Origin of the sequence: Zobellia nedashkovskayae (genome assembly GCF_015330125.1) — a bacterium.
GTDB classification, from domain to species: Bacteria; Bacteroidota; Bacteroidia; order Flavobacteriales; family Flavobacteriaceae; genus Zobellia; species Zobellia nedashkovskayae.
The window spans coordinates 416,226-441,517 of record NZ_JADDXR010000002.1; the positions used below are offsets into that span (position 1 = coordinate 416,226).

Consider the following 25,292-nt stretch of genomic DNA (forward strand, 5'->3'; position numbering starts at 1 on the left):
AACACCATCCCTATAAAACGACAGTAAACCAAGGGGTTGAATTTTATTATTTAGATTTATTATAAATAATTTGGCAGATTAAACATGCATAGATACATTTGTCGGAAATTAACTATTCATATCAAGTCTAAATAAATATAATGAAATATTTTATATCAGCCTTAGCGTTAGTAATCCTCTCTCACGTTGGTTTTTCCCAAGAAACAACTGTAACCGGAAAAATAACGGACAACACCAAAATGCCTCTTTTTGGTGTAAACGTCCTCCTAAAAAATACGAGTACCGGAACCCAAACCAACGAAGCGGGTTCTTTTGAACTTAACCATCTTACCAACGGAGATTATATTCTTTCCCTCTCCTATTTGGGATTCAAAACCAAGGAAATTCCATTTTCGGTTGCCGGTAATCAAAACGTAACCTTACCTGAGATTGTTCTTTACGAAGGAAATGAAATTCTTAACGAAGTAATCGTTGAAGCCGAACGACGGAACAAGTTTTCTAGAAAGCAAACAGCGTATGTTTCTAAAATGCCCTTAAAGAATATAGAGAACCCACAGGTCTACAACACCATTACAAATCAATTACTTATTTCCCAGTCCGTTAACACCTTCCAAGATGCTTTAGTAAATGCTGCGGGTATTACACAATTATGGTCCTCTACAGGTAGAAGTGGCGATGGTGCCGGGTATTATTCTAGTCGTGGTTTTGCCGTTCAACCGCAATTGGTAAATGGCGTTGCCGGAATTACAAATGGGTTTATCAACCCGTCTAATGTAGAACGTGTGGAAGTCATAAAAGGACCTTCTGGAACTTTATTCGGAAGCTCGGTTACCTCTTATGGTGGCTTGATTAATATTGTCACCAAAAAACCATATAACAGCACTGGGGGAGAGATAACGGTATCTGGCGGTTCAAATGATTTTGCCAAACTAAATGTAGATGTAAATATCTCTGATGGGGAAAAATTATCGTTCCGTTTAAATGGTGGTTTTCAAAAAGACAACAGCTTTCAAGATGCCGGTTTTAAGAAGTCGGTTTTTATAGCGCCATCACTTTCATACAAGGTTAACAACAACGTATCCTTAAACTTTTCTTATGAAGCATCAGGAAATGAACAAACTAATGAGACATTCTTGTTTCTAAACAGATATGGTCCTATTGCTTTTAATTCTATTGAAGATTTAGATTACGATACCAATTTATCATTTACGAGCAACGATGTTACCATAGATAATATCACCCAGAATTATAGAGGAGAAATTGCGTGGAAAATGACGGACAATTGGTCTTCTCAAACCCTAATAGCAGGCGGATTGGCAAAATCTTTAGGCTACTACACCTATTTATGGAACACTGCAGATTATACAGATCCAGCAGCTCCCGTAGGTACAGAAAACTTTAGCCTATATGCACAAGACACAGATTCTAGAACCAAGACCTTAAACCTTCAGCAAAACTTTAATGGCACCTTTTATTTAGGGGATTTAGAAAATAAATTATTAGTCGGTTTAGATTACCTAGACTCTAAAACTATAGACAAAAGCTCTAACTGGGGATACTTACATTCTATAAACCTACAGGGCGATTTAATATTTGGTGAGCCAGCAATTAATGCCGAGAATTTAAGTGCTGCATTATCTGGTTTAGGAAATCTAGATTCTGATGTTAGACAAAATGTATTTGGAGCCTATGTCTCAGATGTTATCCATATTATACCTTCTTTATCCGTTATGGCAAGTGTGCGTTATGACCGATTTGATTATGAAGGCGATGTTAATACGGTAGATGATGATGACACTGAATATACCGAATCTACTTTCTCCCCAAAGTTTGGTATTGTTTTCCAACCCATTTTAGATCAGTTATCCGTTTTTGCGAATTACCAAAATGGATTTTCTTATGTAAATCCGCAATACATCACCGACTTTTCCACAGGTGAAACCGTATTACAATCCTATGATGTTGAAGAAGCAAACCAATTTGAAGTGGGGATGAAATCTAATCTATTCCATAATAAATTAGAAGCTACATTAAGCTATTACAACATAAACGTAGACAACAAATATTACTGGGCGACACAAACACAGGATTTAGAAATAAACAGCCAAGGTATTGAGCTTGAAGTAAACGCCAACCCAACTGAAGGGTTACACATACATACCGGTTTTAGTTACAACGATTCTGAAATTACAGATTCTCCTTCTGCGCCAAATCTAGAAGGGAATAGGTATGGTGAATCCGGTCCGGAAATTACCTATAACTTTTGGACGGACTATAAGTTTCTAAAAAACTTTGGTATAGGGGCTGGTTTTAATGGCGCTAGCGAATATGATACTATGGTTGACTATAAAGCAACAACGGGAATTTTTTACATCCCAGCGTACACCATTGTTAATGCTTCTGTCTACTATGAAACGGATAAATTTAGATTTGGTATTAAAGGAAATAACCTAGCTGATACATCTTATTATTCCGGGTGGAGTACGGTAACACCACAGCAAAGAAGAACAATTCTAGGTACGTTAAGTTTTAAATTTTAAAATATAATTCACAAAGGCAACCCGTAAGGGTTGTCTTTATTCTTTACACAAAATGGCGATAAAAAAACACATACTTACACTACACAAAATCTTAGGCCTGGCCACAGGAGTGGTTGTCTTTATCGTGGCCATTACCGGATGCTTATGGGCTTTTAGGGCAGAAATAGAAAGCACTTACGACCAATATAAAAAAGTAGTTCCCCAAGACCAAACCATCCTCACTCCCACCCAGGCTAAATTTCTTGCTGGAGAAGTGTTTCCTGACAACCACATTCATGGTACTTTATTCAAAAAAGCCGATGATGCCATAGAGGTTATTTTTTATGATGCGGAACCTGAATTTTATCAAAGTGTGTTTTTAAATCCGTATACGGGAGAAGTGATTCAAGTTGATAATCACCTTACCGGTTTTTTTGCCTTTGTACTAAAAGGGCATATTCGCTTATGGCTGCCTAAAGATATTGGAGAACAGGTAGTAGGCGCATCCATTTTACTCTTCATTTTCATCATAATCTCCGGCTTTATCCTATGGCTTCCCAAAAAGAAAAAAAACTTAAAACAACGCCTAAAATTTGATTGGAAAAAAACAACACGTTGGAAACGTAAAAACTTTGATTTACATACCGTGGTAGGTTTCTACATATGTTCATTCGCATTGATTTTAGCTTTTACCGGTTCTATGATGTCCTACAAGTGGCTTATGTACGGTGTGTATAAATCTTTTGGCGGAGATAAGGACGTAGCATTTATTATTCCAGAAAACAACAGCGAACCACTGGTTAACGCCAATGAAATTCCCATGGACCGGTTGATCGTAAAACTAATGAAGGAATCTCCGGAGGCCACCGCTTACGAGCTCCACTACCCTACCTCTGAAAATGAAAGTATTTACGTGGAAGTCTCAAACAGCGAAGACCTTTTTTATGATGCCGATTTTCGTTTTTTTGACCAAAATACCTTGGAAGAAATAGAGACTACTAGTATTTACGGGAAGTACAAAAATGGCAAAGCAGCCGACAAGATTGTACGTATGACCTACGACATCCATATTGGTGCCATTGGTGGAATTACCGGAAAAATAATTGCCTTTTTAGTAAGCTTGTTAACCGCTACTTTACCAGTAACGGGTGTGCTATTATGGTATGGCCGCAAGTATAAGAAAAAAAGAGAATTGGATACAGTTAAATTTGACTATAATAATTGACATTTCAATTCATAACCTTTTAAATCCGGTATTAAAAATTAAGCGAAATAGCATTTTTTCATTAGCCAAAGAACACTTCATCGAATAAAAACTCTGCTTGCCGAAAGAATGTACTAAATCCTTAAACCCGTACAGATTTACTATATAGCCATTTTCTTACATCATAATGTGTATATTTTGACACTATTTTCTTACGTTATACAACATTTTTTTACTTATTAAATGGATTTTGAATTACTTAGCCCTGTGTATCATTGGTGCTATGAAATTAAATCAAATCTACTTATTTGTAATCCTTTTGCTATTTCTTACATCTAGCGGGATAGCTCAAGTGAAAATTGGCGATGATGTAAGTACCATTCACGAAGCTTCGCTTTTTGAATTGGAGAGTACTTCAAAGGCTTTGGTTTTAACTAGGGTTACCACCGCTCAAATGTTAGACATTGTACCCCTAAACGGTGCATTGGTCTATAATACAGACACCAATTGTGTACATGTATTTGACGGTAGCAATTGGCAAAACCTTTGTACTAATGCCTCTGGTTCTATTTCTTTAGTAAATAATGTAGATGGTTCCTTTACCATAACCTCATCCAACGGCACTGTATATACCTCACCTAATTTATTAGAACTGAAAGGAGAAACCGGACCTCAAGGACCGGCCGGCACAGATGGTAGTGAAATACAACAAGAACAATTAGTAATCATAGCCAGTAATGGTCAAACACAGTTTACCACACCTGCACCAATAATTGACAGTAAAAAAATTGAAGTATTCAGAAATGGCGTGAGAGTAAATTTCATCACTATAGATGCCAATACCATAGAATTGGAAAGTGACATTACTTGTTATCAAAATGACAGCATACGAATAGTACAACTTTTCTAATACCTAATCCACAAAACATCCTTAAACCTTTAAATTAAAAATTATGAAAACCCAAAATCTATCAAAAAATTTCAAAAGCTTAGCCATAGGTGTCGTTTTATTAACTGGAGTATCACTCTCTGCACAGCAAACTACAGGCGATGTTGTCAAACAAGCCGATGTTGACCCTGGCACCACCACAACAGCAGGTGCCGTTCGTGTAATAGATAATAAGGGTACCATTAAGTATCTTCAAGCTAAAAACGGACTTACGTTACTTTCCAACACTACAAATGATGTAACTACCACAACATGGCAGTTAGGAGGAACACTTACCGATGATACCTTAATAGACGTTGACGGGAATGTTTTTGGTCTTAATGGTATAGAATTGATTTCTACGGAAACTGCCTCTACAGATGCAACTACTGAATCTGATGCCGGAACGGGTTCTGGTTATACTCTATTGGTTAGAGACGAAGCAACAGGTGCCTTAAAAAAATTATTGGCCACCGATCTTATCCAAAGCGGACAAGAAGCTTTTACTGCCACCGCCGATCAAACCGCATATGCACTTACCGGTTCGCCAATATTACCAAGCTATAGTCAAGTATGGGTATATAGAAATGGCGCTAAATTGGTTGCTAATGTAGATTATACGGTAGCCGCTTCAACCGTTACTTTGGTTGAAAATGATTACTCCGTTTATGGAGGCGACGTTATTGAGGTGCAGTATACCAAGTAAGCTTAAATTCAATAGATAATTTTATACATCTTTAAAAAGGTGTGGGTCATTTAGCAGTGTATTAATTTTCTATAAAAGGAAATTTCACTGCTTTTCGTCCGTATTCATGTGTACTTGAATATTACGTTTCATCCATCTTAACCATTTCTTCATTTTCGCACCAAAATTAAAATATCGCCTCTTGACTTTTCTAGTTTGCCTGTTTCTACAGCAAGGCATTCGTGCGCAACAGGAAATGGTTATAGATCATAAAGGGACGAAGGTAAGTATTAGGAATACTGTAGTAAGTACAGGTCCAACAGCTCCCCTTAACCCTTTAGAAAATGATATTTGGTTTGATTCTAGTGCAGAAGTAACCAAGGTTTATAATGGAAGTATTTGGCTGACCATAAATTTAGATGCGCTTTCAAAAAAAGAAGACGCGGCCAATAAGTCCACCGATGTTGATTTATCCGATGCTACGAATACAAAGTTCCCTACTGAACTTGCGGTAAAGACCTATGTAGATACGGAACTAGCCGCTGTAGCCGGTGTAAATCTCTATTCTGACAATGGAATTTTAACGGATAACCGTGCGGTAACACAAAACAATTATGACCTGAACTTTGATGCAAATACATTAGTCATTAGTGGTGATGATAACCTAGTTGGCATTGGCACCGATACGCCCAGTAAAAAATTGGATGTAAACGGAAAGGCCAGAATACGTACACTGGATGCTGGCGCTAATACAGACCAAATTGTGACCACAGATGCAGACGGCGTTTTGAGAAAATTACCGCTTTCCGATCTAGAGACAAAAACTTCCATAGCTCAGAATACCGGTACAGGAACAATAACCCATACTAGTGAAGACGGCACTTCGCAAGCTGTAACTGTTATTAGTACAAATGCGAATAATAGTATTACAGCGGGTACCGATGGTGGCGCCTATTACAAAAGCCCAATAAAGGCTTATGGAACATTAATTCCCGCAAGTAATAGCATTACGGCCAGTGGTCTTAGTGCTGCTACCAAAATAGGTACGGGTAGATATACCTTTACAATGACGACCGCTAGGTCATCTGCTAATTACCCAATTCAATTAAGTGTTTTAGAAACCAGTACTAACAATATTCATATTTATGTTACAGGCCAAACCACAACAACCTTTAGTATTGCTATTGTACATGAGGGAGGTGGCATGTTAGGCGCAGATACCTATGCAGACAGAACCTGCTATTTCACCATATTAGACTTTTAATAACATGATTAGATGTATATTAATTTATATTTTATCTTCTCTCATGGCAGAAAGTCTAAATGCACAGACCATGAGAAATTTTGGTGATTTAGAAATTCATACGGATGCTAAAATGGGGTTCTATTCTTCCCTTGAAAATGATGGATTTTTCAACAGTTCATCTGGCCTTGCAGGATTTTATGGACGCTACCAAAATACTATTTCTGGTTCTGTTTCTCCTGTATTTCATGATATTGAAATTAATAATGACCAGGGAATTGTTCTTCAGGTTCCTATAGCTATTGGGAATAACACCAATTTTGTTTTTGGAGATTTTATAACTACAAAATACCTAGATACCAATTATGTTGAACTCCTTGCTACATCTTTCTACAATGGGGAATCAAATTTTTCAAAAGTAAATGGATTTTTATCGGTTTCCGATGTACAGAAATTTCTATTTCCCATTGGTGACGAAACCTATCTAAGACCTCTACTTATAGATACAGAAGGTGTAACAGCCTCTTTTAAAAGCACCTATCTCTTTGAAGATGGCACGGTAACGTATTCAAACTTTTTAAATACTAATTCTGAACTGACAGCAATCAGTAACGAGGAGTATTGGGTTTTGGAAGGAGATACCAGTACTATAGTAACAATTGATTGGAATGAACGAAGTGCGCTTAAAGCTATAGTTAACGACCTAAATACTATTACCGTGGCAGGTTTTGATAAGGAAGCGATGAAATGGACAAATTTGGGAGCCACAGACCGAACAGGAAATCTTGGAGAAGGTTTTATTTCATCAAGGAAATTTATTCCCAATCAGTACAGCGCAATAACGTTTGGCATCTTAAAAGCAAAAACAGGTGCGCTTCATCAAGGTTATCACTATTTAGTTACTCCAAATGGAGATGGTATCAATGACTTTCTCTATATACCAGAATTGGAAGATTATGAAAGCAACCATCTCTTCATATTTGCCAGAAATGGACTTAAAGTTTTTGAACAAGAAAACTATTTAAATCAATTTAATGGCAAAACGGGTACAGGAATATCCGCAATACAAAGAGATAAAGGTTTGCCAGAGGGTGTATACTTTTATTTGGTTACCGTTGGTGAAAATAAGCTACCTATTCAAGGTTTTTTATATTTAGAAAGGTAAAATTCAACTCAGACCTAATTGGCTAACTCAGCCTTAATGCTTTAAAGAAATCGAAATTATCTTTTTGTTCGATTTTAACGTTTAACTTTCTATTTTTTCCATTCTAAGCATCATTATCCCTAGGTTTCTTGGGTTTTAAACGCAAAAAACAGGAGATTAAGAAAAACACACAACACCCTTATTAACAGTTATTTAAATTAGTATTTTAAGATTTAAAATCAACTTTTTAAAAAAAAAATCAACTTTTTTTCAGGAGTTTCCTCTAATCGATTGTTTTATAGACAGAAACCAAAAAAAAAATTCTCATGAAAACTCTCGAATCAACTCAAGTAGTAAAAGAAAGGGAAATAAAAAAAATACAAGCGGTATTCAATTACCAAATACACTTGTTAAAAGGGCAGACTTACTTACTGAAAGGGTTATTACTATTTGCCGTATTACAATATATATTTCTCATGTTCATAGTACAAAACTAAATGACCAAATAAAAAAATCAAATAGGAAATTACCTAACCAAAACACACTCAGATGAAAAATTTAGAACCGATTCAAATTACCGATAATACTGAAAGAGAAGAAATCAAAAAAATATTTGATAATCAAACCAACCTATTGCTAGGTCTGATTGTTTTTGCCGTGGTGCAGTATTTTATTCTTCTTGCTTTCCTATAAAACATATAACCCACTTAACCTTCTTTGGATTTGTAGATTAGTACTTTGGGATGTAAAAACTGTGTCTTGGGTAGACACAGTTTTTCTTGTTTTTATGACTCACACAGATTATCAAAAGCAGACAGTCCAACTCTTTTATTAACCCTAGTTGAAGATTAGCCTAATAGACGCGTTAGGTGTAAAACCAAGAGAGCTTTGTCTATACTCTTTGGCGTTTGTAGCGGTCTCTGGCCTGTAAAATGTATTGATCGTATTGTCTCGGTTCAGTACGTTCCACGCAGCTACACCAATTTGGGTTTTGGTATTCTCTCCCCATTTGAACTCATATTTTGCCGACACATCTAAACGCAAATAATCATCATGCCTAGAACTGTTGGCGCTACCAAAATTGACCGCATCATCATTTACCTCATCAGCAGCTACTGGGTGCGTATAGGGTTTTCCAGTACGCCAATTTAGGCCTGCAGCAACTAAAAACCGGTTTAACGTATAATTGGTTCCTACCGTTACCGCGTGGGTAATATCAAAATTACTAGGGAAATTAGGTTCTGGTAAATCTTTAAAATAATAGTCGCTTTTTAAAGTTGCATAACTAAGCCAATAACTAGCATTCTTCAACTGTTTACGGAGCAACACATCAATACCTTTGGCATCATAATTTCCAGCTGTCTTTACATATTCATATCGATCTTGAAAACTTTGACTCTGCGTAGTAATACCATTCACTTTTTTATAAAAAGCAACGGCGTTCGCCAGCCAACCATTCTTATTATAACTAAGGCCCGTAGAGATTTGTTTGCTGGTAATAACTGGAATAGAATCATTATCCGAAAGTTGCCATCGTCGTTTTTCAACACCCAAAAAATCATTTTGAAAATTAATGACCTGGGACGTATTCTGATGTTTGAACTCTCCTAAAACCTCAACGGTAAAACCTTTGCCAAAACCATGGTTGAAACTTAAACGAGGTTCCCATAGTTGTTTTTTGAACTTATCTAAATGGTTAAAACGCATTCCTAGGTTAAATCTAGTAGCTTTATCATCGGACAGAAAACCTATTTCTGAAAATATACCGTGTGCCCGTAAAACCTCTGCTTCCAAGAGCTTAAATTCTGGGTCATCTACGTCATCTAAGTTGGTTACTTTAGTCTCCATTAGTTGGTAACCGTTCGTCCATTTTAAATGCGGAGTAATTTTTTTTCCCACCTTAAGCTTCACCCCTGTTTCCGAAACTTTATTTTTCTGTAAAAACCGCTGGTCATCAAGAATATTGGCATTTACGGCCTTTAATTGATAATCCGTTTCATAAACCATAAGTTCAGAATCTAAGGTTTCCGTCCAATCCCTTTGGTATTGAATACCTCCTGCAATACTCATTTGATTTAGGGTACTTTGTCTTTCTTTAACCTCCCCCGATACTAGGGCATTTTCATTAAAAGAAACTTCATTGGCCGTGTAAATAAAGTTAACCCGAAGGCGGTCTTTATCCGATGGATGAAATAGCAACCTGAAAGAAGCATCATGAAAATCAAAACCAATATCAGAATTCTTTTCTGTGGCGGTATTCTTTTCTATTTCCGTGTCTTGTGCTATACGGTCAAAATATTTGGTATAGGTAGGTGTCTCTATAAAGTTGCTAATTGCTTTTCGGGCAGATATCTGAATAGATGCTTTTTGTCCCAATGGAGCATCTACAAAACCATTAGCATCTATTAAATTCACTCCAATACTGCCATTTATTTCCGGATTAATATAATCCTTGGTTTTCATGGCAATAGTGCCGGAAACGCCATCGGTATCGCCCACGCCGCTTCCATTTTTATGGAGTTCTACTTTTTGGGTCATATGCGGATTATACATGGATATCAAACCAAAAAAATGACCCGATTGATACATTTTGATTCCGTCCCAAGTAATAAGATTTTGATCGTTACTACCTCCCCTAATATTAATATTGGAAACCGTTTCATCTATACTCTGTATACCGGGCAATGCCTGAACGGACTGCAGCACATCTTCTTCTATAAGACCTGGCAGAATACTAAATTTATTAAAATCTATTTGAAGGGAACCGTTACCCAGCTTATCTACACCACGTATGAGATATTGATAAAGTATAACCTCTTCTAACTGCTCGTGTTCCGGGATGAGATATATTCTAGCACACTTAGTCGTATTAAAAAACTTGACTTCGCGCTGTATTGTCTTGTGGCCTATATGCCGAATTTGAATGACATCTGTGGCATGTACCGCTTCAATTTCAAAATAACCTTCTGGATTGGTTATCGTACCTCGTGTTCCATTTTTTACGGTAACATAGGGCAAAGCTTCATTACTTTGAACATCTAACAGATAGCCGCAAAGCTTTAATCGTTTTTTTTTGATGGAAATAATACTGTCCGATACCAACACAAAATCTAAGTTACTTTGCGTTTTTAAATGATCTATGGTCTGCTCTAAAGACAGCTTAGTATCTGGAGGTATAACTTGAAGTTCATCTACTAAGGCAGAGGCATAATTGAACTGCACGCCAAAACGTTCCTGCAATTCAACTAAAATACTTGGTAGCGAAGTTGTACTCTGTACTTCCTGTGCGGTAATAGTATAATTGTTGAATGCAAGTACAAAGTAAAGTAAAATTAAAAGTCTCTTATTCACTTGTACTTAAACGCACAGTATTGGGCTTTATTACCTCATATTCTAGACTAAGAGGCTCGCTAATAGCCATAAGCGCATTTTCTAAATTATCATGTACAAAAGCACCTGTAAAAAGTTGATTTACATCTACACTTTCTAGCGTGATTTTTATATCATATTGTCTTTCTAGCTCAGCAAGTACTTCCGAAACGGGAATACGCTGAAAAGCACTTGAATTCTTTGTCCACTGTGGTTCTTTTTGAGTGTGCTGACCAGTTACCAAAACACCTTTGTACCATTTAAGGTTATCGCCTACTTTAAGGATTTCTGTTTTGTTATCCGTAACCACACGAACAGTTCCTTCAAAACAAGCCACCTCAAAGAAGTCGCCTCTTTGCTTTACATTAAACTCGGTTCCCATTACGGTTACCGTACCTTTTGAGGTTACAACATCAAACTTGGCTCCTTTTGCTACATCAAAAAAGGCTTCCCCTTGTAATTTAATCTCTCTTTTATCCTCCCAGTTTTTTTCATTGTAACTAACTTCTGAAAGCGCGTTAAGCACTACACGAGAGGAATCTGGCAATTCAATGGTCGTTTTTTCGGCAACCATAGTATGTACCTCTGTCATTACATTCATAAAAAGGAAGTAATACACACCCAGCCCAAGCATAAGAACACTTGCTATTTTAAGCATAGGGTTTAGCCATTGTAACTTTTTAACAGGAACTTCCGGGGCTTTTATGCGCTTTTTAAAACTTTCAAAATTTGGCATTTCAGAAAAACCAGAAGCTTTAAACTTAGAAGCATTTGCTACTATATCCTTATGAAACGGAGTATCCTCCAAAGCTTCAAAAGCAATGCGTTCTTCTTCAGTTAAATCATCTGATAGCCATTTTTCTATCAAGCTCTTCTTATTCATGGTATGACTCATTTTATATAAAACAACCGAGACCTAAATTCTCCTGACTATTTTATCTTAAAATCATGTAATTCTTTTTTCAATTGGTCAAAAGCCGAGTAAATACGGTACTCTACAACCTTTCTGGTGACCCCTAACATTTGTGCAATTTCTTCGTGCTTCTTCCCTTCTGCCTTATTTAGCATAAAAGCGGTACGCTGTTCTTCCGTTAATTTAGCCAATGCAGTTTGGTACTTTTTGTAGTACTGCTCCTGTTCCAATATATATTCTGGATTCTCATTCGTATACCCCTTTGGGGCTACACTTTGATATTTCAAAACTACCTTTTGGTGTTTTGTTTCGTTCAACATCATATTGTTGGCTACTGTGAATAAAAATGATTTTGCTTTATCTGGAGTTACTTTGCCGCAATTCTCCCATAGCTTAACAAATGCATCCTGTGCCTTGTCTCCGGGATTTAGTCTATCCCCATATTTATAATAAAGAAAGTCGTGAAGGTTCTTTGCATATTTGGTGTATAGACTACCAAATACAGTTTCTTCACATACGTTTTCATGGAGGTTTCTCTTCAAAATAATCTTGTTAGACACATAAACAGAGGGCGAAAAAAAATTTTTTAAGAAATTTTCAGGAGTTTTACACGTTTAGTTGTTTCATTACTATACGGCACCCATAAAATAGCCTTGTTATGAAAAAGACTAACGGTTTTATAAGTATTTTATTACTTACTGTTTTAATGCTGATCTCTTCCTGTAGGCAAGAGGAATATGCCTATGTGGGTACGCCGCCGGAGCAATCGCTATCTCTTGGGTCCACTGTTGTAAGTTTACTACAAGGCACCACCTCCAATGATGGTTCTTTAGATAACCTAATTGACCAAGCTAGTTGCTTTTCCGTACAACTACCCGTTTCCGTAATCGTTAATGGAACTCAAATTTTAGTAGAGGACCAAAAAGATTATGAGGTAATAGAACTCATTTTTGATGAATATGAAGATGATGAAGACACTTTAGAAATTATCTTCCCTATAACTATTATAATGTATGATTTTTCTACAAATGTTGTTTTGAATGCTGAGGAATTAAGTGTATTTAGAGATGGTTGCCCAGAAGAAAATGAAGCGGATGATGATATTGAATGTGTAGATATTCTATACCCAATTACGGCATCTATTTTCAATTCAAACAGCGAAATTATAGATACGATTTCTTTTATGGACGATATGTCCTTCAATAGCTTTTTAAACAATTTAACGGACGATGATTTCGTAAGCCTAAACTTTCCTATAACTCTGTTATTACATGATGGCACCTCTGTTGAAGTAAATAACCTAGTGGCATTGGAAAATGTTATAGAAGAGAATAAAGATGCTTGTGATGAAGACGATGACAATGATTTTAATGATGATGATTGTATTGACTGTACCACAACTGAATTCTTAGAAGTATGGGCAGAATGCTCCAATTGGGAAGCACACCTTGTTGAGATTGACGGAGAGTCACGTGCCCTTGAGTACTCCTCATATGTCTTTACCTTCCACCAAGATGGTTCAGTTTTAGCTGTTTCCGATACGGAGACTATAGTTGGGACTTGGGTTTCTAGTAGCGCCAATGATAAGGTCTTTATAACAATAACTGTTCCTGGTCTAGATGATATTAATGGCCTATGGGAGCTTCAAGAAATAAAACGCACACTATTGGATACTGATGTTAGACTGATAGCAGGAGAAAACAAAGTCCATTTTAGAAGTATTTGTTTACCGGACATTCCTGTGATTGATCCTATAGACCCTATTGTTGACCCTGTCATTGATATTGTAGAATCATTAACGACTGGTGTTTGGGGCGTTTCCAACTACTTAGTAGATGGTGTCAATGAACTTCCTCTCTTGGGTGGTAATGTGCTTACTTTTGATGAAGATGGAGGTGTTGTAGGAAGTGGCTTATTACCATTAAGCGGTACATGGGTTGTTAATGAAGATAATACTGAGATGACCTTGGATTTTGGTTTACTTCCGCCACTTAATCTGCTTAATGCAGATTGGGAAGTAGTCTCGGTTTCCGAAACTCAAATAGAGCTACAACATGTTGGATTAGCAGGTATTATTACCTCATTAGTACTAACACAATAAGAATTTACTTTAGCCATTATATTTTAATCATGAAAAAGAGGAGCTACTATGTAGCTCCTCTTTTTATTTGAAATCCACTACGTTCAAAGGATTTTTAATAATCCTTTATTCTTTCATACCCATCATTTTCAAAACTGATTTTATAATCCGATTTAAAAAAACTACTGGGTAGATAGTAATCTGTAGTGATTACCTGCGCACCAGAGGCCATGGCTTTTTCAAACCTACTGTAATCATTTGTTCTTGCTTCTTTGGTATCTGCATCTGCTCGCGTACGAACCATATATCCTAAAGCAACGAGGTTTTTGATCTTCTCAAAATCCGCTACCGGATCGTTTATAATCCTAAAAGCTGAATTTGGATTTCCTTCTTCTTTATTTACGAATAATACCGCTCCTTTTGAATTTGAAAAATTGGATAAGTAGGCATCCGTTTTTTCGTCTCCCTCATCCAGAACAAATAAAAACTTGCTTTTCACCTTGGTCAATTCTGGCCAACCTTTATCTAAAATCGCTTTCTCTAAAGTATCATAATCGCCCTTTATAAAATCAGGGGTAATTAAGTTTTCTTCAGAAAATATGTCTCGTATTTCTGTATTCAAATTTTGTAAAGCCTGAGCATCAAACGGCAACGGTTTTCTTGTCTCTGGCACTTCACTATCCTTGGTATTGATGGTGATGATAATTGGCGTGTGCCCCAAATTAGCATTGGACCACGCTTTTAATTCCATCAAGGCCTCTTTAAAGAGTAATTGGTGGCTTCTAAAATCTACTTCCTGAACGTGAAATATTTTAAGACCTGGTGTTTTCAACTTTTGTTCCACATCAAAAGGTCTTGGTTCCAGTCCCATAGATTTTATGATTTCCAAACCTTTGGGGTTTGAAAAATGACCTCCTTCTGGATCATGAAAAACATCGAGCTCCAAATTACGAAGTCCTAAATCTAATTGCGCGGATAGGGGAATATGGTCATATTCCAAACTACTTAATTTAGGTTCCTTTTTCAGCAAATACTCAAATAACGGTTTCTCAATTGCCACCTTATAGCTATTGTGGCTTCCAATAATTTGAATAGCATTCAATCTAGTTTCTTCTTGGCTTTTTTTGTTCTCTGGATTATTAAAAAATAACACAGATGTAATCAGTACCATTAAGGTGTAAGCTATTTTCATAAGGCAGAGATTAGCGCGTAATTTAACTCTTTTAATTTATGGTTTACCAGTATCCGTTTATCCATCCAAGAATCTTCGTCTTAGTTAAAACTAGGCCTTACCATTCAAAGCCTTCCATTCTTCAAAACTAGTTCTGTATGCTTCATTTGTTAGTGGATAAAGCCCTACTATGGATGTTCCGCTTTCAACTTCGCCCATAACGTATTCTTCAAAAAGTGTCATTGTAGTACATTCATCCGCAACTTCATCTGCAATGCCTGCCGGTATGACCATAATACCATCATCATCACCCACAATAAAATCACCTGGAAATACAGCCACATCTCCACAACCAATAGGTTCGTTGATAGCAATAGCCTGGTGCAGGGTTAAATTAGTAGGTGCCGTAGGCCTGTTGTGATAAGATGCAAAATTAAGATCGGCAATTTCAGCAGAATCACGGAAACCACCATCAGTGACAATACCCTCTACCCCACGCACCATTAAACGCGTAGCCAATATAGACCCTGCAGAAGCGGCACGGGCATCTTTTCTACTATCTATGACCATAACATATCCTTTTGGACATTCTTCTACAGCAACGCGCTGTAAATGCTTTGGATCTCTAAACACCTCTATAGGATTCAAATCTTCCCGAGCAGGAATATAACGTAACGTATAGGCCTTACCTACCATGGTGGGCTTGCCCGTTTTTAACGGCTTAACATCCTGAATAAATTGATTTTTTAGGCCTTTTTTAAATAGACAAGTGGCTATAGTTGCCGTGCTGACCTTTCTTAATTTTTCTGTTGTGGTTGCTCCTTTTGCTGTCATGCTGTGCTTCAGTTTTTTTTATTATTCCGCTTTGTTCCAAGTATCTTTTAGGAAGGTCAAATCTTTTTTCATTTTGGAAAAAACCTCCTCCTTATCCATGGTAATTTCCGTAGCGCCATGCTCGGCACCGCCAAGGTCATATTCTAAATGTAAAGATATAGGTACGTTAATTTTGTATTTTTTAAGCAATGAAAAGTAACGTTCAAAATCTATCATTCCCTCTCCTAGAGGTGTATTTATTGGTTTCCACTTGCCTTCTTCCATTCCCCATTTAAAGTCTTTAATAACAATACTTCTTATATAGGGTGCTATATATCGTAGATCCAATTCCCAGCTCATACCGCCTTCCACTACAGCGTGCCGTATGTCATACTGACTACCCAAATGTTTGCTTTCCGGAGATGGTAATATAGGAGGCAAATCCCAAATAGGCGCCCCCACATGATTACCTGCGTGATTCTGGTAACAACCCACTAAACCTAATTCTTTATTGGCTGTTTCCAGTTCTTTAAAAAGTTCACGATACTTTTCCTGACTTTCCTGAATACTTAGCTCTTCTGGATAGGTAAGCCATCCGGTCCTGTAATGTGTTATGCCTAATTTACTAGCCGTTTCCAACACCTGCTTGTCCACATCTTCTTTTGCATCCAACACATTGGTGGTCATCATTTTTGACTTTAAACCATATTTCTTCATCGCTTCCATAGCCTTCGGTAAATCACGCTCCACATGCTCTGGCAAAACATGCCCTTTTGGTCTTACCGTTAAATCCAATCCATCAAAACCAATTTCGGCAGCAGCCTTAGCCATATCATCATATTCCAAAAATTGTAAATGTTTAGAGAAAAGATGTACCTGAGGTTCCTCATTGAAAAGGTTAGTAGCTAAGGAAAAAGGGTCTGACATTGATAATAATGGAACTGCCAACACTGCAGAGCTAGATTTCTTAATGAAATTTCTGCGACTGACTTGAGCTTTGTAAATGGCCATAATCTGGTAGTTTTTTAAACGGTTTTAACACTTAATATTTTGTTAATAGTCAAATATAACTATATTTGGTAAACCAATTTGGTAAACCAATTATTTAACAAATGAGTAGAAAAGATAAGTTTACAGTTGTTTTAGTGGGCGTTTGTGGAACCGGTAAAAGTGTTGTTGGGGAGAAGGTAGCTAAAAAATTAGACATTCCATTTTTTGATGCCGATGCGCTATTTAGTGAGCAGCTAGTCGCGGATAAGGAAAATACCAATACCGAATCTAACACATGGTTATCAGCTATTACAAGCTTGGTAAATGAGCAGTATACCAAAGATGGATGTGTAGTTTCTTGTTCTATCTTAAAGAAAGAACAACGTTTACAGCTTGCTAAAAATCTAAATTTAAATATTGACTGGGTTTTTATGAACGGTACTTACGACGAGGTTAACCAACGTATAGACAAGGGGCATGCAAAACACCAAACTGAGTCCTCACTAGAATCGGACTTTGAACTATTGGAAATTCCTAAGAGGGCACTAACCATAGATATTACCCATTCTGAACAAGACATCGTAGACACTATTTTAAAGTATTTGGCCAGAAAATATGGTTGATATGTGTTTTATTGACACGTTTACACCTTAAATATATTATATAGGGTCTCTATAATTTGTGCAATAAAAGAATATTCCTATTTTTGGTAAACCAAATTGGTAAACCAATCAACTGGTTTAGTGGATTAATATGTAGGCAGCCATTGCACCTTATGGCATACATTAGATAAATACAACAGAAAAAATATTTAAAGATAGCAGAGCCATTAACATGCACTTGGTCGTCGATGAGCCAATTTTGAAAAACAGGAATAAAACCCTGAGCCTTCAAAAAAAACAGAGATGATCGGCGACCAAAATTATCGTGTTGAAAAATAATAAAAATGGTCTCTATTTTACCGGTGATTCAGATTACAATTTAAATGCCTATTCTACTTTCAACGTAATAGTTACTACTATTAATTTAGGCTTACTACTTAACTCAATATCAATATGATCAAACATATACGTGTATTACAAATTTTTATCTGCGTCTTTTTAATCTCCTTCAGCGGACATTCACAAGACCACCCAAGCCTAATTTTAACCAAAGAAGGTGTGCAGAAAATAAGAGCGGAATTAGGCAATGCTCCTCTTTTTGATGCTACTTTGGAAAAAGTGAAAGCCGAGGTAGATGCCGAAATTGCATTGGGAATCGACACCCCAATACCTAAAGATTTTTCTGGCGGATATACACACTCACGTCACAAGCTTAATTTTCAGACGCTTCAAAAAGCAGGGGTATTATATCAGATTTTAGACGATGAAAAATATGCCTTATATATTAAGGACATGTTATTTCAATATGAAAGCATGTATAAAGATTTGCCTGTACACCCACAAACGCGCTCATACGCTAGAGGCAAATTATTCTGGCAATGCCTTAATGATTCTAATTGGTTGGTTTACGTAAGTCAGGCTTATGATTGTGTATATGACTACCTATCTAAAAAAGAACGCAAGCAACTTGAAAAAAATCTTTTCAGACCTTTTGCAGATTTCATATCCATAGAAAACCCTCAATTCTACAATCGCGTTCACAACCATAGTACATGGGGTAATGCTGCCGTAGGTATGATCGGGTTGGTAATGAACGACGATGAATTAATCCAAAGAGCATTATACGGAATAGAAGACGACGGATTACCTGTTGGAGCAAAAGATAACGATGGTGGTTTTATTAAAACAGAAGGACAAGAAGTTGGTTTTCTTGCCAATGTAGATGAACCATTTTCTCCTGATGGATATTATACCGAAGGACCTTACTACCAAAGATATGCTATGTATCCTTTCTTAATTTTTGCCGAGGCGTTGCACAATGTGAAGCCTGAGCAAAAGATTTTTGAACATAAGGATAGTGTGTTGCTAAAATCCGTAAATGTACTTATAAATCTTTCTGATGCTGATGGAGATTTTTTCCCTCTGAACGATTCTCAGAAAGGAATGTCCTATAAATCTCCAGACGTAGTCACCGCTCTTGATATTGCGTATCATTATGGAGGCCATAATCCACAATTATTAAGTATTGCCGAAGACCAAGGCCGAGTTTTATTGGATGATTCAGGACTAGCCGTAGCCATAGGCATTAGAGATGGCAAGGCTGAACCTTTTCAGAAAAAATCAATAAACCTAACCGACGGTACCAATGGCGACGAAGGTGGTGTAGGTATACTTAGGTATGGTAATGAAGATATGAGCTTGGTTTTCAAATATGCCGCACAGGGTTTAAGCCACGGGCATTATGATAAGCTATCATTTTCGCTTTACGAAAAAGGTACAGAGATATTACAAGATTACGGACTTGCTCGTTTTGTAAACATCGAACAAAAAGGTGGTGGCAATTATTTAAAAGAAAATAAGACCTGGGCAAAACAAACTATAGCCCACAATACACTTGTACAAAATGAAACTTCTCATTTTGGCGGAAAATATGAAGTAGGTAGCAAATACCATTCAGAACTCTACTTTTTTGACACTTCCAATCCAGAAGTCCAAGTAGTAAGTGCTAAAGAGAAAAATGCATATCCTGGCACAGAAATGCAACGAACCATGGCCCTCATAAAAACCGACGGTTTTGAAAAACCTTTTTTATTGGATATTTTAAAAGTGGTTTCTACTACTAAAAACCAATATGACCTTCCCTTCTACTTTAAAGGCCAGGTTATGAAAACTAATTTTGATTTCTCTACACCCAAAAGTTTAGAGACATTGGGTTCTGAACATGGCTATCAACATCTTTGGTCAGAAGGTACAGGGCAACCTAAAGAAGATAATTCCAAGTTAAGTTGGTTAGAAAACGGGCATTTTTATACATTAACCACTACTAGCTTAAAAAATGAAGAGCTACAATTTGTGCGCATTGGCGCTAACGATCCGGAATTTAATTTAAGAAGAGATGCCGGTCTTGTTATTCGCAGAAAAAATACACAAAACACAACATTCGTTTCGGTCGTGGAATCACATGGAAATTACAGTCCGGTTTCTGAATTCTCGGTAAACTCGAATAGTGCAATTTCCAAAATAGAACTTATAGAAGATACTAAAGAGTATACAGCGGTAGTAATTGAAACAAAGGCTAATGGCGACCAGATGATGCTGGTACTATCTAACGAAGACAAAACAGCCGACAAGGAACACGTTTTAAAAATAAAAAATAAGGAGTACCGTTGGACGGGTCCTTATGATTTTATTAAAATTTAATAAGGGATAATTTATTGTTTTCAATTAATTCTATAATTTGATTTTTAAGTCTTTTTTTCATTAAGACTATGAGAACCAAATTATAGAATTTTATTAGTTACTTCTCTAAGTATTATATACCAAAGCAATATAATTGAGAGAACTATTCTTAATCTCCCGTTATAAGCTAAGAAAAGTTATTTTACACTTATTTTTTATCTCCAAAATAAGATGGTCCTTCACCAGTTAAGAAATCTTCTCTTACTGGGCTAAATGTATCAATTAGCTCTCCTTCTTCTAAGCAAACTGCACTATGCAATAAGTTAGGCTCAATATACACACCATCTCCTGCTTCAACAATTTGTTTTACTCCGTCAATTTCAAATTCAAATTTACCTGAAACACAGTAGGTAGCTTGTGTGTGAAAATGTTGATGTGGAGCACCTAATGCACCGTTGTCAAATTTCACTCTTACCATCATGATTTGATTATCGTAACCTAAGAATTTTCTTGATACTCCTCCACCAAGCACTTCCCATTCCATGTCTTTTGTGGTGATGTACTTTTCACTAAATCGTTTCATTTTTTGTTTTTAGTTTATAAAAATAATTACCTAAGCAATATAATTTATTTCAAATAATTAGCGAGCTAAAAATTAGAAAATTTACGATTTTAATGCATATGTTTTGTTATTTTTTTAGGTTGACAGCCAACGGTTTATCTATTTATCTACAATTAGTAAAGTAGAGCGTATTAGACACGTAAAAGGCTGAAATAAAACTATCCGTATTATACTCTATTTTTCGCCTAAAATCCACATCTGGAAAACCATAGATGAAGATGCCCAGAGACGAATTGTACACCATAATGACAAAGTCATTTTTATAGATTTAGAGATTAAAAATATGCAATTAGTCCAGTGCAAGAGTACCAACCAATTTAAAAAAAGATGCTTTTAAAATGACAACTTAAGAGATAATAAAACAAAAACAAGGCGATTATCCTTATATACCATTACAGGAAACACTTAAGGTTACTCGCAAAAATAAAGGTGTTTTTAGACCTATCAGCAAAGATTTTATAGCTAAATAATAAATTTTGGTTTCAAGTTAAATAGCCTTGCGGATTACCCTATTTCTTTTAAAGATATCAACAAAATCATTTCTTTTTCGCTAGTAAAAGAAGATGTAATAAGAATTATTTTAACAATTCATTCACAACCGACTAAGCACATCAAAAGTTGCTGATGCTAGTCCATTCGGCACAGAATAAAACAGAAAAAATTGCTAATAAAGCAACCTGCTTAACTTCTAACGAGACCAATATGTCACAGGGCCAGCGTGGTTATTGGCCTCAAAATTACTATGTCCTGAGCCTTGCCACACTACAATTATCATTTTAGTAAATAGATACTCTATAAAATATTAGATGCGCAAAATTCAACATCAATTTTGTAAATATTATTTTTTTTTAACAAAGTATTAAGTTATATTTGGTAAACCAATTTGGTAAACCAGTATGGATAACCAATTAAAAACGAGAATTACTAGCTAATATTAATTAAAGAGATATTTAATGAAAATATAAAGTACCTAATAAAAAAAAAGGACGGGCGCACACCCATCCTTTTTTAACTAAAATTACTTCATTCTGAAGGGAAGTAACACAACGAACACGTACATTTTACTATACACGCTCATTACAAAAATACAAAATTCAGAGACGTTAATGAGTTACGTGCTATAGTAAGTTGATGATTAAATGGAATTCTCGCACAGTTTCATTCAGGGGTCGGGCTTAAACCGATGAACATTACTAACTTAACTTTAACACAAATGAATTTTAAAAACAAACTAACGCTTATAGCTATATTGTTTTTCAATATAGCTCTATTTGCCCAAGACAACTACTCGCTGTCAGGTACGGTTTCCGATGTGGACAACGTTCCAATACCAGGAGTTAACGTCATCATCGCAAATACTACTACAGGTACTTCCACAGATTTTGACGGATTATATCAAATAAACGTTTCAGAAGGTGATGTACTTCAATTTTCTTACATCGGTTATGTAACTCAGACAATAGCAATTACTGGTCAAACAGAATTAGCAATTACCATGACGGAAGATGCTAGCCAATTAGACGAAGTTGTCGTAGTAGGTTATGGTACTCAGAAAAAATCTACATTAACCGGTTCCATATCCAAAGTAACCAATGAAAGCTTAGATCAAATAGCTGTTTCAAGGGTAGATGATGCTCTTGTTGGTCAAGTTTCCGGTGTTAATATTCAAGCAACCAACGCGGAAGCTGGTGGTGCTCCTACTATTACAATTAGAGGTATTGGATCTGTAACCGCTGATTCAGGACCTGCTTTGGTAGTTGATGGAATAATCGTGAGTTCAGATTTCCTTGGAAACCTTGATATGAACGATGTGGAGTCTTTTGAAATATTAAAAGATGCTGCTTCTGCTGCCATTTACGGTAGTGAAGGTTCTAACGGTGTAATTTTAATTACTACTAAGAGTGGTAAGGCCGGAAAAACAAAATTCAGCTACCAAACGTACTCAGGTTATAAAAGCGCCCATAAAAGTGATGACTATAGCAAGAGTGTTTCAGATTGGGCTAATAAGGAGTTAGCTGCAACAGGTACACTTTCTAATGAAACACAATACGCGCAACTTTTAGTTAACACTACTGGTGTTGACAGAGATTGGCAAGATGTTTTCTTTGATGGAGGAACAGTAACAAGTCATTCCCTATCTGCAAGAGGTGGTACGGAAGACACTAAATTTAGTGCATCATTAAGATACCTTAGTGATGAAGGAGTTGTAATAACAGATGACTATAAGTTATATACTGCTAGTTTAAAAGTTAATTCTAAAATAGGAGATAAATTAAAATTTGGTCTTAGTGCTACGCCGTCTTATACTAAACAGAGACGTCTGCCTACATCAATACACAATCCTATTCGTCAATCACCTTGGTTACCTATTTATCATACTGAAGAGTCACTTCAGTTTATTGATCGTAGTTCTTATCCAGATGTTGGTGTTGGTGATTATTTCTATGAAAACCATTTATTAAACTTAGATATTAATGGTGATGGAAGCACAAGTAGACCTCGTACTTCAGGTGACTCAAACCCGTACGCACAATATGTTGAGAGAGAACATTACGAGTATAACACCAAGTTATTCGGTTCAACATATTTAAGTTATGAAATTGCAGATGGCCTTACCGCTAGAACATCATTAGGTGTAACTCTTGAACAAAGAAAGAGAACTAGATATGACGGTACTTTATATCACGCGAGTGGTAATAGTAATGCTTCATATTACTTAGCTAATAGATTTAGAAGTAGATTAATTTCGGATAACACCTTAAACTATACGAAAACTTTTAATGATAAGCATGACCTAAATTTACTTCTAGGTATGACTGCACAAAGAAGAGTTTCTGAAGAAAGTATTACTACTGGTAGTGGGTTTTCTAATGATTTGTTGAAAAACTTTCAAGGTGCTACGCTAGTTGATATTCCTACTGAAACCAATACGGAATTAAAGAAATTAGGATATTTTGCTAGAGTAAATTACGCATACGACGGGAAATATTTATTTAATGCTTCCTTTAGACGAGATGGAAGTTCTGTTTTTGGTATAGACTCCAAGTGGGGTAATTTTCCTGCAGTTTCTGCGGGTTGGAATGTGTCCAAAGAAAACTTCTTAGCGAACAGTGATGCGATAAGCAACTTAAAATTCAGAATTAGTTACGGTCTTACCGGTGCTGAGAATTTTAATGTTGGGGACGATGTTGTAAATGCATGGCCTTATTTAGCCTTGTTACAAAATTCAAACGCAGTTGATAATGGAAATGTTAATGCAGGTGTTTCGCCGCGTAACATTGCTAATGCATTATTACAATGGGAAGCTTCTGAAGAATTTTCCGTTGGATTGGATTACGCACTTTTTTCCAATAGAATTTCAGGTTCCTTAGACTACTATCAAAGAACTAGTGATGAACTACTATTAAATAACCCTGTATCCTATCTTACCGGATTTAACAATGGTATAGTAAACTTAGGAAAAGTCCAAAACACTGGATGGGAACTAGAGCTTAGAACTAAAAATATTATTGGTGAAAAATTCTCTTGGAACTCAACTTTTATTGCTTCTACCAACAAAAATGAGTTACTCAGTTTTGGAGATTCTAATAACGCTTTAATTGAAGATGATTATGGTAGAAATTCACAATGGATTAACCGAATAGGAGAACCTATATCTTCTTTCTGGGGTTATGTAGTAGATGAAGAAGCTTTTGATGAGACTTCTTTTAGAACAACTTATGTTGATAGTCCTTGGAACAGAATTAATGGTCAATCTGATGATACTATCGTAAAAGATTTAAATGGTGATGGTTTAATTACAGATGAGGACAAAACTATTTTAGGAGATCCTTATCCAGATATGGTATATAGTTTTACTAATGAATTTAAATTAGGAGATTTTGATTTCTCTTTCATGGTTCAAGGAAGTGTAGGTGGCCAGGTAAATAATATTGGTGACCAATATTTCTATAACTGGTTTGGTAACAGAACCCGTAGTGGTGGTGAAACGGAAGCGGTTACCAATGGTCTAGTACCACATGAATCGTTCATTCAAGAAAAAGTATTGACCAGCGAAGTTATTGCAAGTTCGGATTACTTTTCACTAAGAAACGTAAATGTTGGTTATAATTTTCCTGATGATGTTACTACAAAATTAGGCTTAGAAGGCTTAAGACTTTACGCAACAGCGCAGAATCTACTTTATTTAACTGCAGACGATTATCACGGTTTTAACCCTGAGCATGTAGATGGTAGCAATCCTAGAGCATATGGCTCGCAAAGAGCGGGTACGCCAATATTTAAGACGGTTACTTTTGGTCTAAATCTTGACTTTTAATCTAAAAAAACA

18 protein-coding genes are annotated in these 25,292 nt (G+C 36.2%); 11 read left to right on the forward strand and 7 right to left on the reverse strand.

The features are described 5' to 3' along the window. Positions 1-140: 140 nt before the first annotated feature. The 7 genes from IWB64_RS01745 to IWB64_RS01775 all read left to right on the forward strand — a co-directional run bounded on the left by IWB64_RS01745 (position 141) and on the right by IWB64_RS01775 (position 8,416). Positions 141-2,540 (forward strand): TonB-dependent receptor, encoded by a 2,400-nt coding sequence (locus IWB64_RS01745; protein ID WP_194532392.1) that lies wholly within the window; start codon positions 141-143, stop codon positions 2,538-2,540. Positions 2,541-2,592: 52 nt separating this feature from the next. Continuing rightward, positions 2,593-3,744 carry a PepSY-associated TM helix domain-containing protein gene (locus IWB64_RS01750; protein ID WP_194532393.1) on the forward strand — a complete coding sequence of 384 codons (1,152 nt, stop codon included), beginning with the start codon at positions 2,593-2,595 and terminating at the stop codon, positions 3,742-3,744. 262 nt (positions 3,745-4,006) lie between these two features. Then, positions 4,007-4,633 carry a hypothetical protein gene (locus IWB64_RS01755; protein ID WP_194532394.1) on the forward strand — a complete coding sequence of 209 codons (627 nt, stop codon included), beginning with the start codon at positions 4,007-4,009 and terminating at the stop codon, positions 4,631-4,633. A 43-nt stretch (positions 4,634-4,676) separates the two neighbouring features. Continuing rightward, entirely contained in the window at positions 4,677-5,357 is a 681-nt protein-coding gene (locus IWB64_RS01760) for a hypothetical protein (protein ID WP_194532395.1), read from the forward strand. 181 nt (positions 5,358-5,538) lie between these two features. Beyond that, on the forward strand, positions 5,539-6,600 hold the full coding sequence (locus IWB64_RS01765; protein WP_194532396.1) for a hypothetical protein: 1,062 nt from the start codon (positions 5,539-5,541) through the stop codon (positions 6,598-6,600). A 43-nt stretch (positions 6,601-6,643) separates the two neighbouring features. After that, positions 6,644-7,744: a gliding motility-associated C-terminal domain-containing protein gene (locus IWB64_RS01770; RefSeq protein ID WP_194532397.1), complete on the forward strand. Its 1,101-nt coding sequence runs from the start codon at positions 6,644-6,646 to the stop codon at positions 7,742-7,744. 528 nt (positions 7,745-8,272) lie between these two features. Next, positions 8,273-8,416 carry a hypothetical protein gene (locus IWB64_RS01775; RefSeq protein WP_194532398.1) on the forward strand — a complete coding sequence of 48 codons (144 nt, stop codon included), beginning with the start codon at positions 8,273-8,275 and terminating at the stop codon, positions 8,414-8,416. 144 nt (positions 8,417-8,560) lie between these two features. On the opposite strand, the gene IWB64_RS01780 is transcribed toward IWB64_RS01775, so the two are convergent. From IWB64_RS01780 to IWB64_RS01790, 3 genes are read right to left on the reverse strand one after another with little or no spacing between them, the layout of a single operon-like run. Further along, a complete protein-coding gene (locus tag IWB64_RS01780; protein WP_194532399.1) occupies positions 8,561-11,074 on the reverse strand; it encodes a TonB-dependent receptor in 2,514 nt (837 codons plus the stop codon). Then, the gene (locus IWB64_RS01785) at positions 11,067-11,975 is read right to left on the reverse strand and encodes a FecR family protein (protein ID WP_194532400.1); all 909 of its coding nucleotides are present in this window, start codon (positions 11,973-11,975) and stop codon (positions 11,067-11,069) included. The genes IWB64_RS01780 and IWB64_RS01785 overlap by 8 nt, the downstream gene beginning before the upstream one ends. Before the next feature lie 47 nt (positions 11,976-12,022). Beyond that, on the reverse strand, positions 12,023-12,547 hold the full coding sequence (locus IWB64_RS01790) for an RNA polymerase sigma factor (protein ID WP_194532401.1): 525 nt from the start codon (positions 12,545-12,547) through the stop codon (positions 12,023-12,025). Between the two features lie 116 nt (positions 12,548-12,663). Here IWB64_RS01790 and IWB64_RS01795 point away from each other — a divergent pair, with 116 nt between their 5' ends. Beyond that, positions 12,664-14,106, forward strand: coding sequence for a hypothetical protein (locus tag IWB64_RS01795; RefSeq protein ID WP_194532402.1), 1,443 nt, complete (start codon positions 12,664-12,666; stop codon positions 14,104-14,106). 94 nt (positions 14,107-14,200) lie between these two features. Here the strand turns inward: IWB64_RS01795 and IWB64_RS01800 are convergent, their stop codons facing one another. The 3 genes from IWB64_RS01800 to IWB64_RS01810 form a co-directional block, all read right to left on the reverse strand. Beyond that, a complete protein-coding gene (locus tag IWB64_RS01800; RefSeq protein WP_226975784.1) occupies positions 14,201-15,277 on the reverse strand; it encodes a phosphatidylinositol-specific phospholipase C1-like protein in 1,077 nt (358 codons plus the stop codon). A gap of 90 nt (positions 15,278-15,367) precedes the next feature. Next, positions 15,368-16,090, reverse strand: coding sequence for a ribonuclease activity regulator RraA (locus tag IWB64_RS01805; protein ID WP_194532403.1), 723 nt, complete (start codon positions 16,088-16,090; stop codon positions 15,368-15,370). Between the two features lie 21 nt (positions 16,091-16,111). After that, a complete protein-coding gene (locus tag IWB64_RS01810) occupies positions 16,112-17,080 on the reverse strand; it encodes a sugar phosphate isomerase/epimerase family protein (protein ID WP_194532404.1) in 969 nt (322 codons plus the stop codon). Between the two features lie 101 nt (positions 17,081-17,181). Between IWB64_RS01810 and IWB64_RS01815 the strand changes: the two genes are divergently transcribed. Together IWB64_RS01815 and IWB64_RS01820 are read left to right on the forward strand one after the other, a co-directional pair. Beyond that, the gene (locus IWB64_RS01815) at positions 17,182-17,682 is read left to right on the forward strand and encodes a shikimate kinase (protein ID WP_194532405.1); all 501 of its coding nucleotides are present in this window, start codon (positions 17,182-17,184) and stop codon (positions 17,680-17,682) included. Positions 17,683-18,114: 432 nt separating this feature from the next. Further along, positions 18,115-20,361 (forward strand): alginate lyase family protein, encoded by a 2,247-nt coding sequence (locus tag IWB64_RS01820; protein ID WP_194532406.1) that lies wholly within the window; start codon positions 18,115-18,117, stop codon positions 20,359-20,361. 187 nt (positions 20,362-20,548) lie between these two features. On the opposite strand, the gene IWB64_RS01825 is transcribed toward IWB64_RS01820, so the two are convergent. Continuing rightward, positions 20,549-20,923, reverse strand: a complete 375-nt coding sequence (locus IWB64_RS01825) for a cupin domain-containing protein (RefSeq protein WP_194532407.1) — start codon at positions 20,921-20,923, stop codon at positions 20,549-20,551. Between the two features lie 1,252 nt (positions 20,924-22,175). Between IWB64_RS01825 and IWB64_RS01830 the strand changes: the two genes are divergently transcribed. Further along, on the forward strand, positions 22,176-25,280 hold the full coding sequence (locus IWB64_RS01830; protein ID WP_194532408.1) for a SusC/RagA family TonB-linked outer membrane protein: 3,105 nt from the start codon (positions 22,176-22,178) through the stop codon (positions 25,278-25,280). Positions 25,281-25,292: the final 12 nt, after the last annotated feature.

Bases quoted from the DNA above. Each gene is read 5' to 3' on its own strand.
- IWB64_RS01815 (WP_194532405.1), top strand. From the start codon at position 17,182: ATGAGTAGAAAAGATAAGTTTACAGTTGTTTTAGTGGGCGTTTGTGGA.
- IWB64_RS01785 (WP_194532400.1), bottom strand. From the start codon at position 11,975: ATGAATAAGAAGAGCTTGATAGAAAAATGGCTATCAGATGATTTAACT.
- IWB64_RS01775 (WP_194532398.1), top strand. From the start codon at position 8,273: ATGAAAAATTTAGAACCGATTCAAATTACCGATAATACTGAAAGAGAA.
- IWB64_RS01795 (WP_194532402.1), top strand. From the start codon at position 12,664: ATGAAAAAGACTAACGGTTTTATAAGTATTTTATTACTTACTGTTTTA.
- IWB64_RS01805 (WP_194532403.1), bottom strand. From the start codon at position 16,090: ATGACAGCAAAAGGAGCAACCACAACAGAAAAATTAAGAAAGGTCAGC.
- IWB64_RS01820 (WP_194532406.1), top strand. From the start codon at position 18,115: ATGATCAAACATATACGTGTATTACAAATTTTTATCTGCGTCTTTTTA.
- IWB64_RS01825 (WP_194532407.1), bottom strand. From the start codon at position 20,923: ATGAAACGATTTAGTGAAAAGTACATCACCACAAAAGACATGGAATGG.
- IWB64_RS01755 (WP_194532394.1), top strand. From the start codon at position 4,007: ATGAAATTAAATCAAATCTACTTATTTGTAATCCTTTTGCTATTTCTT.
- IWB64_RS01760 (WP_194532395.1), top strand. From the start codon at position 4,677: ATGAAAACCCAAAATCTATCAAAAAATTTCAAAAGCTTAGCCATAGGT.
- IWB64_RS01750 (WP_194532393.1), top strand. From the start codon at position 2,593: ATGGCGATAAAAAAACACATACTTACACTACACAAAATCTTAGGCCTG.
- IWB64_RS01800 (WP_226975784.1), bottom strand. From the start codon at position 15,277: ATGAAAATAGCTTACACCTTAATGGTACTGATTACATCTGTGTTATTT.
- IWB64_RS01830 (WP_194532408.1), top strand. From the start codon at position 22,176: ATGAATTTTAAAAACAAACTAACGCTTATAGCTATATTGTTTTTCAAT.
- IWB64_RS01770 (WP_194532397.1), top strand. From the start codon at position 6,644: ATGGCAGAAAGTCTAAATGCACAGACCATGAGAAATTTTGGTGATTTA.
- IWB64_RS01745 (WP_194532392.1), top strand. From the start codon at position 141: ATGAAATATTTTATATCAGCCTTAGCGTTAGTAATCCTCTCTCACGTT.
- IWB64_RS01810 (WP_194532404.1), bottom strand. From the start codon at position 17,080: ATGGCCATTTACAAAGCTCAAGTCAGTCGCAGAAATTTCATTAAGAAA.